Here is a 13110-nt window from a genome sequence, read left to right on the forward strand (position 1 = left end):
GATCCCTTCCCGAACTCAGAAGTGAAACCTCTTAGCGCTGATGGTAGTGTGGGATTACCCATGTGAGAGTAAGTCATCGCCAGCTCATTATTCTAAACACCCCAATCTCAAAAGAGGTTGGGGTGTTTTTTTATATTAAGAAATCAATCAATAGAGAATTATTTGAAGAATTATTAAAACTAAAATAATGGAATAAAGAATAATTTCATAATATTCCAATATTTGCTTAATCTATAAATAGTTCAAATTGAGTTTTCATCTATGCAGTTCAAAATTATCGCAGCCCAAGATCTAGATAGAAATCAACGTCATCAGATTGCTGATTTATGTTTTTCTGCTTTTGATGAAGATCCTTGGACTCAATATGCTTTTATGCAAAAAGTTATTCATGTCGTCGGTATATTAAACAATCAAATTGTCTCACATGCCTTATGGACGGATAGAGTTTTTACCATAAATGGTAGTTCCGATGTGAAAACTGCTTATGTAGAGTATGTGACCACTGATTACACGATGAGAGGTAAGGGGCTTGCAACACAATTATTAAAATATTTAGTAGAGACATTAACTCATGTGGAATATGGGCTTGCTGCATTACAACCAGAAGATGAAGCATTTTATGAAAGATTAGGATGGACTGTTTGGAAAGGAAATTTATCTATCAAACAAAACACTTGTAGTTATCTAACGGATGAGTATGAAATTATGCTATATCCTTTAAATATTCAGATGAAAGACCAGCTATCAAATAGTTCAGAAGAGGATACTATTTGTGCAGATTGGCGAGAAGGTGAACTTTGGTAGCAACTATACTTGGGCTTTAATGCTGCAGCGGAAGCTTACTTTAGATTGGATACTATATATTGTAAGTATTTGATTTTATATATTTTATTTTTAATGTAAATTCCATTTTTTATTTTACTTCACTTTTTCTACTTTCTTGTTTAACTGACAAGCCTATAATGATTCAGAATCATTCCAAATCTAATAAGGATATAACATGTCTACTGATCCACAATTCCCAACACCCAATAATTTAGGTATCGCAGTTTATTCAAATAATGCCGAAGCTATTGGTAATACACCTTTAGTACGTATTAACCGTTTGATTAAAACGGGCGCAACCGTTTTAGCCAAAGTAGAAAGTCGTAACCCAGCTTTTTCTGTGAAATGTCGTATCGGGGCGGCGCTTATTGCAGATGCGGAAAAACGTGGTGTGCTAAAAGAAGGCATGCATATTGTTGAACCAACCAGTGGTAATACTGGTATTGCTTTGGCGTTCGTAGCGGCGGCAAAAGGTTATTCCATTACTTTAACTATGCCTGCAAGCATGAGCCTTGAGCGTAGAAAAGTGTTAAAAGCACTCGGTGCCAATTTAGTCCTAACAGAACCAGCGAAGGGAATGAAAGGTGCAGTTGATGAAGCTGTGCGATTAGCAACTGAACAGCCAGAAATTTATTTCTTGCCACAACAGTTTGAAAACCCAGCTAATCCACAAATTCATGTTGATACGACTGGACCAGAAATCTGGCAAGCAACAGGTGGGCAAGTTGATATCTTGGTAGCTGGTGTAGGTACAGGAGGTACGATTACGGGTATTTCTCGTTATTTTGAACAAGTTCAGAATAAGCCATTGTACTCAGTAGCAGTTGAACCTGCTGAGTCTCCAATTATTACTCAAACAAAAAAAGGTGAGAACATTACACCAGCATCGCATAAAATTCAGGGAATTGGAGCAAACTTTATTCCAAAGAATCTTGATTTAGATCTGGTTGATGAAGTCTTACCAGTGAGTAGTGAAGAAGCAATTCAATGGGCGAGAAAGTGTGCCACCCAAGAAGGTATTTTAGTGGGTATTTCAAGTGGTGCTGCATTGGCAGCAGCGGCTAAAATTGCAGAACGTCCTGAAAATGCAGGTAAAACAATTGTTGTTATTCTTCCAGATAGTGGGGAACGCTATTTATCTTCTGTTTTATTTGAAGGTTTATTTGACGAATAAAATTAACCATATAAAAAAGCCCATGAATAAATGGGCTTTTTTATTTAATCTTAATTTATAAAGCACTTTTTAAAGTTTTCTGATGACGTTTCACAGATCGAGCATATTTTTTTGCTTTGTGGCGTGTCCAGAAACTTCGTTCATATCCTGTTGGACCAACATTATAATATGCTGTCGCTTTGAACCAGCTATCTGCTGTCTGATAGTAATGATTTAAAATATAAGCACCACATTGGATGTTGGTAGATTCATCATACAAGTTACCAGCACAAGTTTGTTGCCAATAACTGGGAATAATTTGTGTTAACCCAATAGCCCCGGTGGGAGAGCGAGCATTACTATTATAGCTAGACTCTTGCCTGATCACGGCTGCCAATAAAAGCGGTGGAACATTATATCTATCAGCGCTTTGAATAATCATTGGAGATAGGCGATTCGCTGTACTTGGCGGAACGGAATAAGCTTTTTGTAAGCCAGACGAAAGCTTACTTGAGCGCCAAGAAAATGAACCGCTATTAGGGCCTAAACTTGTACATCCCGTCATTATTGTCATCAACGCAATAATAAAAAATTTGAGACTAAGGCGCTGTAATTGTGTTGGTGCAAAATGATCTTGAGCTAAAGATGAGGTAAGCAAAATACAAAACCAATAATCAAATTTCAAATGAAATGATGGTATTTAGCCGTACTTATCGGATCAATATAAGTTCTGTTGCTCAGCCCAACCAGAAAGTAAGATTTTTGTATTATTGAAATGAAAAAACCCCGACATCCTGTCGAGGTTTCTTCGTATTCAGCTTTATGTAGCTAACTCCTGTCAGCTACCGCTTCCTGCGTTCTTATTCTTCTTCAATGAGACTTCCTGTCTCTCTATGATTTATATGTTATGAAAAAATACTCAAGTTGAATATCCGTTAATAACCCCAAATTTTGTACGTTTTAACTTACAGGTATTTTTCAACTATGGTGTTAAGTCCCTTGATAAGCATTTAAGGTCAATGCAAAATTTTCACCAAATTGTTGAGCAGTTTTAATATCTCCTTCATCAAAACCATCTGCATTACTAGCATGTTCAGCCTGAACCATTAAACCTGACCATGAACCGAGTCGGTTAGCTGCTTGTGTATAGGCAACACCTTGATGCTGTTCTGGTAGAATTGGGTTACCTACCCATAACATGCCGTGTTGCATGCAAAAAGTAAAAATTGAAATTAGTGTGGATTGTTTATCACCAGCAGGAAGAGATGAAACGGTAAACCCAGCCGCTAATTTTCCTTTAAAACTTTGTTTTTTCCATAATGGACCAGTTGCATCCATGAGCTGTTTTAACTTGGAAGATACACCACCTAAATAAGTGGGAGATCCCCAAATTAATCCGTCATATTGGATAAGAACTCCTGGGCGCTCGATAAGATCCTCGGCATTGAGTAAATCTGCTTTAATATTGTGATGGCTTAAGACGCCAATTTGAATTTGCTGAGCAATAAATTGAGTGTGGCCTTGGCGGCTATGGTAAATAATGGCAACATTTTTCATGGAAATTTCCCTTTATTTAAATTTGAAATAGTTTTGCAATGAGATATAAACCACAGCCAAAAACACTATGGTTCAGCAAACTTTTCAGACAGTTCAAAAAAGGATGAGGTGTTTTTGATGAGGCAAAACCACTACCCATAGCTGGTTGCATAATAAAAAAAGGAATGAGAACGGTGACCAAACCAAACAGTAGTGCTGAGTAAAACTGAGGGTGGTCGAGCCAAGTCGAACCTACAATTAAAAGAAAGCTCAGTGCGAAGATAATCCCGACACTATAGTGAGCAATCCAGCCTAATAAATATTCCCCTTTCATTGGGGGACTTTTAGCAATAGATTGATGGACGAGTTTTCCTTGAAATATCCAGCCCACCCAACGTCCAAGAAAGGCAAAGTTTAAAGTCGGGACCTTAAATATTTTTAGTATTAATAGCCATATATCCATAACGATGGTTGCACCAATACCAAGACATAAAGCTTGAAAGAACAGAGTGGAGGTATTCATTTTTACACCTTGCTTTTATACGTATGAAACGTGATAAATTTATTGTGCAAGTTAAAGTTCACTTGAAGTCAAGAGGGTGTTATGGATATTGGTGAAGTCGCTAAGAAGGCAAAAGTCACAACGGCTACCCTACGTTTTTATGAAGAGAAAGGAATAATTAAATCGATAGGACGGCAGGGCTTACGTCGACAATATGGCAAACAAGTAATTGATCAACTGGCATTAATTGCTTTAGGTCGTGCTGCAGGTTTTTCTTTAAATGAAATTGCTACAATGTTTGGGCAAGATGGTAAGCCTGATCTTGACCGTCAAAAACTAAAAGATAAAGCTGAACAATTAGAGCAAATGGCAAAGCGATTGCATTTTATCAGCCAGGGATTAGAACACGCTGCTGTATGTCCTGCTGAAAATCATATGGAATGTCCCACTTTCCAAAAATTTTTAAAAGCAGCAATTGCTGGAGAATATCAGCCAACAAAACTTTAATTAGCTTTACTAATAAGTTCAGTTTTGTATTGGGTGCTAAACAATAGGCTTGTCATATTTTCGCCATAAAGATTTCATATTTTTGAAGCAAAAACTTCATACAAGCTTGATTAAATTTGCTTAATTTTTTACCAACTGTATAAAATCATGAGCAAAAAAACTTTAATCGCATTATTATGCTGTGCCAGTTTAGGATTGACGGCATGTAACGATGATAACGATCAAGATCAAACTTCGCCTACTGAAAACGTTACCGAACCAACTCTAATTTCTTTTGCTAAGTTACCTGTAGAAACTTATGCTGCTGGACCAGACTCAGGGGCATATGTGAAAGGTGCAAATGGAATTTATCCTCCGTTTAAAGGTCAACCTGTACAGGGATTTTCTGCAGCATTAAAAAATGAAGATGGCAGTTATATGGCAATGGCCGATAACGGTTTTGGCACTCAAGATAATTCATCAGACTTTTTACTTCGTATTTATAAAATAAAGCCTGATTTCAAAACTAAAACTAAAGGCACCGGTCAAGTTACTGTACAAAGTTTTATCCAACTGCGTGATCCGAATAAATTAATTCCATTTAATATCATCAATGGTAATACACCTGAGCGTTTATTAACGGGTGCTGATTTTGACCCAGAGTCGATGCAGCGTACTAGTGATGGGACTTACTGGATTGGAGATGAATTTGGTCCATATTTACTCCATTTCTCAGCAGATGGTGTACTTTTAGACGCTCCGATTCCTTTACCAAATCCATTAAATCCAACTCAAGAATTACGTTCACCACAAAATCAATTTAATAAAGCACAAATTAATTTTGTGGAACCTCTTGTTCAACAAAGTGGCGGTTTTGAAGGAATGGCGATTTCGCCAGATGGGCAGTATCTCTATCCGCTTATAGAAAAGCCAATTAAATCAATTCGGGAAACAGAAAGACAGTTGCTGATTTCTCAATTTGACCTGAAGAAAAAAGCGTATACAGGAAAATATTATTGGTTCCAGTTAGACAGTAAAGCAACCAATATTGGTGATTTCCAACTTTTTAATAATAATGAGGGTATTATTATTGAACGTGATGCCACGCAGAATAATTTAGGCGGCTATAAAAAATTAATTCGTATTAAATTAATTGAGTCAGGCCAGCTGGTCAGCCGCGAAGACTTAGTCGATTTAATTAAAATTGCTAACCCGAATATGTTGTATGGCACAGCTAGAGCAGGGGATATTGGTACGGGACAGGTTTTTGCCTTCCCATTTGAAACCATTGAAGATGTAATTATTGAAAATGGTACAACACTGACGGTTTTCAATGATAATAACTTCCCTGGGTCGACGGGACGTAATGCAAAGTTGGCCGATGATAACGAGATTATTCAGATTCGTTTACCAAAAGCTCTCTTCTAAGTCATATAAATAAATGAGTTCGATCTGCGGCGGATTTTATTCCGCCGTATTTAATCTAAGAATAAAATATTGAGTAAACTTTAATCAAATTAATTTCTATATTGTTGTTTTCGCGTGTTTTATAAACAAGGAAAATGAATGAAATTCATGTTAAAATGATCGGCTTTCATCTTTAGATGTCTCTCCTCCATCTGCTAGCCGAGATTCGCAAGCCATGTCTACCGCTTATACTATGCAAACTGCGCCAAAAGCGTTGTTTGATTACGACAAATATTGGGCGTCGTGTTTTGAACCAGCGCCATTTTTGCCGATGTCACGAGAAGAAATGGACCAACTCGGCTGGGATGCGTGTGACTTTATTTTAGTCTGTGGCGATGCTTATATTGATCATCCATCATTTGTATCGGGTGTGATTGGACGTGTACTTGAAGCGCAAGGTTTCCGTGTAGGTATTATCGCGCAGCCAGACTGGACCAATGTTGAAAGTTTCCGTGTATTGGGTAAGCCAACGATTGCTTGGGGAGTGACTGCGGGCAATATGGATTCGATGATCAACCGCTATACGGCAGATCGTAAAATCCGTTCGGATGATGCATATTCTCCAAACAATGAACCAAATAAACGTCCTGACCGTGCGGCAACGGTTTATTGCCAACGTTGTCGTGAAGCATTCCCAGATGTACCTGTACTATTAGGTGGTATTGAGGGTAGTTTACGTCGTATTGCGCACTATGATTATTGGTCAGACAAAGTCCGTCGTTCAATTTTGATGGATTCAAAAGCCGATATGCTTATGTATGGTAATGGTGAACGTGCCATTATTGATGTGATGCACCGTTTGGCTAAAGGTGAAAAAATCCACGAGATTACAGATGTTCGTGGTACAGCATTTATTATTAATAAACATAACAAAGCGGCTAAAGCAAAATTTGTTGAAATTGCCAGTAATGATGTAGATACGATTGGGCGTGTTGACCCAATTATTAACCCCTATGTCATGACTGAAGATATTGATGGTTGTGAAATTGAGAAAGATAAAGGCAACACACTAGCTCAATATCAAGGTTTTCAAAAAGAAATTGTTGCAAATCCGATTGTACGTGAAGGCGACCAACTTGATGAAAATACTCAGATTGTTCAGCTAAAGCCTGCTCAGTCAAAAGCGATTAAACACAAGTTACCTCCGCGAGAATTGGCTGTAATTCGTTTACCTTCTTTTGAAGAAGTGGCAAATGATCAAGTGCTTTATGCACATGCAAACCGTATTTTGCACCTTGAAACCAACCCGGGTAATGCACGTGCTTTGGTTCAACGTCATGGTGAGCGTGATGTCTGGATCAATCCACCTCCAATTCCGCTAACCACAGAGGAAATGGATTATGTATTTGATTTGCCATATGCACGTTTGCCGCATCCTGCATATGGAGATGCGCGTTTCCCTGCATTTGATATGATCAAATTCTCGGTCAACATTATGCGTGGCTGTTTTGGTGGTTGTACATTCTGTTCGATTACAGAACATGAAGGCCGTATTATCCAAAACCGTTCGGAAGATTCGATCTTACGTGAGATCGAGAAAATTCGTGATACAGCGCCGAACTTCACCGGTATTATTTCAGACTTAGGTGGTCCAACAGCAAACATGTACCGTTTGCATTGTAAAGACCCTGAAATTGAGAAGAACTGTCGTAAACCTTCTTGTGTATATCCGGGTGTTTGTCAAAACTTGCATACCGACCATGCACCTTTAGTACAGCTTTATCGTAAAGCACGTGCGATTAAAGGGGTGAAGAAGATTCTGATTGGGTCGGGATTACGTTATGACCTTGCTGTATTGAACCCTGAATATGTCAAAGAGCTAGTACAACATCACGTTGGTGGTTATTTAAAAATTGCACCAGAGCATACTGAACAAGGCCCTTTATCTAAGATGATGAAACCGGGTATTGGTACGTATGACCGTTTCAAACAAATGTTTGATCGCTTTAGTAAAGAAGCAGGAAAAGAGCAATATTTAATTCCTTACTTTATTGCTGCACACCCAGGTACTTCTGATTATGACATGATGCATCTTGCGATCTGGCTGAAGAAGAATGGTTTCCGTGCCGATCAGGTACAGACGTTCTACCCATCACCGATGGCAACTGCGACAACCATGTATTATTCAGGGAAAAACCCACTCGCAAAAGTGGCGCGTTACACTGAAAATGTGGACATTGTAAAAGGTGAAAAACGCCGTCGTCTGCACAAAGCATTCTTACGTTACCACGATCCAAATAACTGGCCATTACTTCGTGAAGCACTTAAAGAAATGGGCCGCGCTGATTTAATTGGTAATTCAAAGCAACATTTAATTCCAACTTATCAACCGAAAGGGGCGGAAGGAGAATATAAATCTGCACGTAAGAAGAACTCGACTGTTGCGGGCGATTCAGTGAAGCGTTCAGGGCAAACAGTTCAAAATAAAAATCAGCATAAACGACCTCAAAAAGGGCAGGTACTGACTCAACATACGGGTCTACCACCTCGTGAGACAGGTGAAAAGAGACCATTTGGTGGTAAAAGTAAACCAAAATCAAAAGCTCGTGGATAACGATAAAAAAGGCTCTGTTTAAGAGCCTTTTTTATTTTTAAAGTGAGTGGATAAATCATATGGTGAGATTTCTGAGCATTTTTTATGTAAAAAGTGTAATGAAAAATGATAAATCCTAAAAATCTGACGAGCTGCACTTGATTGTTGCTGAGTCTGTGTTTATAAATAATGTGAGGGTGGCTAAATTTAAGCCAAGCTTGATAACTACAAGTGAAATTACTAAGTGAACCTTTTAAAGAACGGCTGTGTCGTTATCAATTAAAACAAAGCGTGATCTAGCAAAATCATTATAAAAAACTTAAAGGATGGACCCATGTACTATTTAATTACAATCTTATTACTATTTTTGACCGTTGTTATGGCGGCGAAAAGCCTCTCAAGAAAGCATCAACAAGACAGTGCTTTAAAGCGCCGTGCCGTGTTAAGTAGTCATGAACAAATGACATTAACTCGTTTACAGACAGTATTGCCTAAATTTACTGTGTTAGCTCATGTTTCATTTGATGCATTATTAACAACGAAATATGCTCACACTCGTCGCAAATATCAAAATATGACAGCTGACTTTGTTGTGCTTGATCAAAATTATCAGGTTGTTGTAGTGGTTATGCTTGAAGAAAGTGGTTTACGCCGAGCACATCAACAATATGAGCGCCGTTTATTACAGCTTGCGGGCTATCGTGTATTAAGTTACAGCACTGTGCCAGATTATCATGAGTTAAGAAGAGACTTATTGACCCCTGAATCAGAGATGGCAACTTTACATGCAACGCCTCAGCTAGAAAGAATTTCAAATGCTTTTGTAAAGTCTTAAAAATTAGGTCTTACAGTGATTTAATTTTAAGCCTCATTAAATAAGATTTTAAAAAATGCTGATATTATCAACTTTAAAAGTATAAAAAATGAGCAATATCGATCATGATCTTGCTCAGTTTTTTTATTAATTAAAATTAATAAGAATTAAGGAAGTACCGCAACAACGGTCATTTCTACAAGTACATCAGGTGCATAAAGTTTAGATTCAACACAAGTACGAGCAGGTGGATGCTCTTTGCTAATCCACGCATCCCATACTGTATTCATGGCTGCATAGTCCTTATCAATATCCTTTAGAAAAATCATGACAGACAGGATATGACTTTTGTCGGTTCCGGCTTCAGCAAGTAAGCGATCAATATTGTCCAAAGTTTGTTGAGTTTGCGCTGTAATATCCACACTGGTGTCATCAGCGAGCTGCCCTGCTAAATGGACTAAATTACCTGAAATCGCCACTTCACAATATCTTGAAGTTACGTGTAAACGCTGCACAGACATAAGTTTTACCTGATATAAAAACGATAGAAAAGATTGTACTTGATACAATTCTAATGCAGTGTAAATTTCTTTAAATTAGGCTGAAAAAGTTTCTATTTCCATTAATTTACGCTGTTTGAAAATAAGAATAGAGCGATATTGTGGGCAAACAATAATATTACCTAAATTTAAAAATTGGATTTTGGCGCGCCGAAGCTGATTCAAGCAAGCTGCAACGGAGCTTTGATTTGGACACAATTGTTTGAGTTGACTTAAAGCTGATTTGGTCGTTTGATACATGGTAAGATCCTAATTTAAATATAAAAATTTAACTTTATCCGATAGATTTAGATGCGCTATTGTTCGGACTGATACCAATTAACATGGCGTGTGATGTACATGACACATGCAATTAGTATGAACGAAAGAATAGAGCCAAAAAGGAAGGTCTTGCCGCTGGATTGTAGTAATAGATACATCATGCCGTATAAAGCACTGAGCAAAACACCGAAGAGTATAGCGGCTTTAAAACCTTGAACGACGAAGTATAAATACCAAGTAATCAAGCCAATACATGCAACTGCCGCAACGAGGTAGGCTAGGCCAAAAGCATAATATTCACTTATAGATAAAAGCAAAACAAAGAATACACCTTGTGCCATAGCCACCAGAGCGTACTGAATAGGATGAATTTTAAGACTTTTCAATACTTCAAATAAGAAGAAGCAACCAAAGGTAATAATGATCACCATAATGCCATATTTGATGGCACGATCAGTTCGGGTATAAATATTAACGGGTTCTAAAAACTGCGTTGAAATACCAGAAATGTTGTTTGAAGATGTATTTGAAGCAGCATAAGCAGCGTCAACATTACTGATCAGATTGCTTTGAGTATTTACAGCTTGGTAAAAACACTGACTATTTGCACAGGTTGAGAGACGATCTAAATTACGTTTCCCTAAAGCAATATTTTTCCAGTCAGCTTCAAAGAATTGTTTTTTGCTCAGTTTCTTAAAAGGCAAACTTTGACCATCGTATTTGACATCTCCCCAATTGCCTTTAGCTTGGTAGGTCATCTCGTAACTGGTTGGAACAAAGGCAAATTCGCTTAAACCTTCTAAATCAAATTGCAGACTAAAGCTAAAACCTTTTTGCAATTTTAGGATCAGTTCAGGATATTGCTTGCTGGTGATATGAAGAAGATCAAAGCCATGTTGACCTTGGCTTTGTGCAGAAAAGTCAAATTTATAATTTTTTCCATCAATATTAAATATTGGTTTGGTATTTAGACCGCGAGCATCTTGGATAGGAAAAATGATTTCAGCTTGATCCCAAAGATAGTTGCGTTGTGATTCAAGCATTGTGCCTTTAAATACACCTTTACCTAACATGTGATTTTGATAGCTAATTGCTTTATACATATTGCGTTTGTAAGTGTTATCAGAAACTTTAAACTGAGCTTTCCAGTCCGTTGATTCTGCCCCTAGGGTGACAAATAATGTTTGGATACAAGCGTAAGTTTTCTTTTGCTCATCGGTACATATGGTTTGAACTTGATAAGGGATTTTTAAATATGGTGCGATCACTTGTTGGGGGCGAATTTGTTCTTTTGCAATGTCTTGAATTACTTGTTGTTGATAGCTTTGGCGTTCATCTACCAAGCTTGAAATAAAAAAGAGGCCAATATAAAAAATCAAAATTAGGAATAAAACCGCTCCTATTTTAAGATTGATAAAGTTTCTACGCATAGTGGATTCCATTGTCATTCTGATATGACCAGTGTCTCGAATCGATATGCGTTTTAAATGAGTTGCAGTTGAAGCTTATGTGAAGTTTTGATGAAGTAAAATTTTTAGCAATACCCCCGATTTGTGTTGCTTTAAAAAATCCAAATAATTTTCAGGGATATTTTGAATAGTGATATGACCTTGGTGCTGTTGGATAATCTGCTGCACGATACTTAGTCCGATACCTGTACTTCTTTGCTGGTTATGCGGACGTGGTAATGAAAAATAGGTTTCAAAGACACGATTTAAGGCATATTCAGGAATGGCTTCACCTTCATTGAATAACAGAATTTCAATGCCATCAGTGACAGTATTTTTCCTGACTTGAATGGTGAGAAGACCTTGTTCAGAGCAAAAGTCTCTTGCATTATCTAATAGATTATTGATGGCTTGTTTAAGCCAAAAGGGATCAGCATAAATTGTACAATCTTCAGGAAGATTCAGCTTTATTTGAATTTGTTTAATTTGAAAAATACTGTGTTGTTGAGTCAAACAATCTCGAATTAGTTTTAATAAATCAACATTTTGGAATTCTAAAACATGCTGATTCTTCTCTAGGCGTGTCAGCAACAGCATTCGTTCAATGAGAGATTGCAAGCGATGACTTTGCTCAACAATATGTGCAGCAAATTGTTGTTGATCTTCTAAGGGCAGATCATCTTGTAATAGTTCTGCACTGGCTTGAATCGCCGTGAGTGGACTTTTCAATTCATGGGTCAGAGTATTTACATAATTTTCGACATAAGCACGATCTTCTAGTTTCTCTCGCATTTCACTGAGCGCTTGAGTCACTTGGTTCAGCTCTTTTGCAGAATAGAAAAATGGAGCTTGATTGACAGGTGCTAGTGCTTGAGCATAACGACGTACTTTATCAATACTGTGTCTTAACCAATATGCCACCATGCTTGCAAGTAATAAGCTGAGTGCAGCGATCCACAGCGCTTGATAAATCAGTTGACGTTCTGCACGTGTAATATAAGGTTGCACGGATTGATTTGGCTTACCAATACTGACCACACCTATTAATTGGTGTTTGTAGATAATCGGCGCAGCGATATACATTACACTGCTGTTTCGGTCATAAGGTGTGGTTGCAGTAGAACGTGCACCGTACTTACCTTGTAGGGTTAAATAAACATCATTCCATTTTGAATAATCTTGCCCAATGGCTTGATCTTCTGAGTCATAGATTACTATGCCGTGCTGATCTGTTATATAAAGTTGTTGATTAATTTCATCTTTTTTATGCTGCCAAATTGTAGCATTCAGTTGGCGAGATAATGCTGCTTGAATTTTTTGATCAAATTCGGGCGTACTAACTTGTTTTTGTGCTACATCTTCTGCAATCAGTTGGGCAATAATATTGGTATTTTCAGCAAGTGTATCTTCGACCACTTGGCGGACATTTGGTTTGACCTGTTGGTTTAATGTATAAGCAATAAAGCTTAGGCTCAGTACCACCACTAAGCTAAAGAAAAACCAAATGCGGATAAAGATGGACATT

13 protein-coding genes and 1 rRNA gene are annotated in these 13110 nt (G+C 37.7%); 7 read left to right on the top strand and 7 right to left on the bottom strand.

Annotated elements, in window-relative coordinates; all coding sequences use genetic code 11:
• The 3 genes from rrf to cysK form a co-directional block, all read left to right on the top strand.
• Window positions 1-85: ribosomal RNA gene (gene rrf / locus C1642_RS01640) — 5S ribosomal RNA — on the top strand; the annotation flags it as partial.
• 176 nt (window positions 86-261) lie between these two features.
• Window positions 262-804 (top strand): GNAT family N-acetyltransferase, encoded by a 543-nt coding sequence (locus C1642_RS01645; protein WP_103235813.1) that lies wholly within the window; start codon window positions 262-264, stop codon window positions 802-804.
• 196 nt (window positions 805-1000) lie between these two features.
• Entirely contained in the window at window positions 1001-1999 is a 999-nt protein-coding gene (gene cysK / locus C1642_RS01650; RefSeq protein WP_103235814.1) for a cysteine synthase A, read from the top strand.
• A gap of 55 nt (window positions 2000-2054) precedes the next feature.
• Here cysK and C1642_RS01655 read toward each other — a convergent pair whose 3' ends face one another.
• From C1642_RS01655 to C1642_RS01665, 3 genes are all read right to left on the bottom strand, one after another.
• The gene (locus C1642_RS01655) at window positions 2055-2663 is read right to left on the bottom strand and encodes a lytic transglycosylase domain-containing protein (protein ID WP_086231100.1); all 609 of its coding nucleotides are present in this window, start codon (window positions 2661-2663) and stop codon (window positions 2055-2057) included.
• Between the two features lie 305 nt (window positions 2664-2968).
• The gene (locus tag C1642_RS01660; protein ID WP_103235815.1) at window positions 2969-3535 is read right to left on the bottom strand and encodes a flavodoxin family protein; all 567 of its coding nucleotides are present in this window, start codon (window positions 3533-3535) and stop codon (window positions 2969-2971) included.
• Between the two features lie 16 nt (window positions 3536-3551).
• Window positions 3552-4037 (bottom strand): DUF2938 domain-containing protein, encoded by a 486-nt coding sequence (locus tag C1642_RS01665; RefSeq protein ID WP_001098167.1) that lies wholly within the window; start codon window positions 4035-4037, stop codon window positions 3552-3554.
• 81 nt (window positions 4038-4118) lie between these two features.
• Between C1642_RS01665 and C1642_RS01670 the strand changes: the two genes are divergently transcribed.
• The 4 genes from C1642_RS01670 (at window position 4119) to C1642_RS01685 (ending at window position 9337) form a co-directional block, all read left to right on the top strand.
• Window positions 4119-4523, top strand: a complete 405-nt coding sequence (locus tag C1642_RS01670; RefSeq protein WP_031978517.1) for a helix-turn-helix domain-containing protein — start codon at window positions 4119-4121, stop codon at window positions 4521-4523.
• A 147-nt stretch (window positions 4524-4670) separates the two neighbouring features.
• A complete protein-coding gene (locus C1642_RS01675) occupies window positions 4671-5930 on the top strand; it encodes an esterase-like activity of phytase family protein (RefSeq protein WP_000039490.1) in 1260 nt (419 codons plus the stop codon).
• A 214-nt stretch (window positions 5931-6144) separates the two neighbouring features.
• The gene (locus C1642_RS01680; RefSeq protein WP_000102049.1) at window positions 6145-8523 is read left to right on the top strand and encodes a YgiQ family radical SAM protein; all 2379 of its coding nucleotides are present in this window, start codon (window positions 6145-6147) and stop codon (window positions 8521-8523) included.
• A gap of 313 nt (window positions 8524-8836) precedes the next feature.
• A complete protein-coding gene (locus C1642_RS01685; RefSeq protein WP_000291528.1) occupies window positions 8837-9337 on the top strand; it encodes a DUF2726 domain-containing protein in 501 nt (166 codons plus the stop codon).
• 146 nt (window positions 9338-9483) lie between these two features.
• On the opposite strand, the gene C1642_RS01690 is transcribed toward C1642_RS01685, so the two are convergent.
• The 4 genes from C1642_RS01690 to creC form a co-directional block, all read right to left on the bottom strand.
• Window positions 9484-9837 carry a RidA family protein gene (locus C1642_RS01690; RefSeq protein WP_000116122.1) on the bottom strand — a complete coding sequence of 118 codons (354 nt, stop codon included), beginning with the start codon at window positions 9835-9837 and terminating at the stop codon, window positions 9484-9486.
• Window positions 9838-9912: 75 nt separating this feature from the next.
• Window positions 9913-10116, bottom strand: a complete 204-nt coding sequence (locus C1642_RS01695) for a hypothetical protein (protein ID WP_000285049.1) — start codon at window positions 10114-10116, stop codon at window positions 9913-9915.
• A 56-nt stretch (window positions 10117-10172) separates the two neighbouring features.
• On the bottom strand, window positions 10173-11567 hold the full coding sequence (gene creD, locus C1642_RS01700; protein ID WP_103235816.1) for a cell envelope integrity protein CreD: 1395 nt from the start codon (window positions 11565-11567) through the stop codon (window positions 10173-10175).
• 75 nt (window positions 11568-11642) lie between these two features.
• Window positions 11643-13109 carry a two-component system sensor histidine kinase CreC gene (gene creC, locus C1642_RS01705; protein ID WP_103235817.1) on the bottom strand — a complete coding sequence of 489 codons (1467 nt, stop codon included), beginning with the start codon at window positions 13107-13109 and terminating at the stop codon, window positions 11643-11645.
• Window position 13110 lies beyond the last annotated feature (1 nt).

The organism is Acinetobacter sp. AKBS16 (genome assembly GCF_002899995.1).
Classification (GTDB): Bacteria; Pseudomonadota; Gammaproteobacteria; order Pseudomonadales; family Moraxellaceae; genus Acinetobacter; species Acinetobacter baumannii.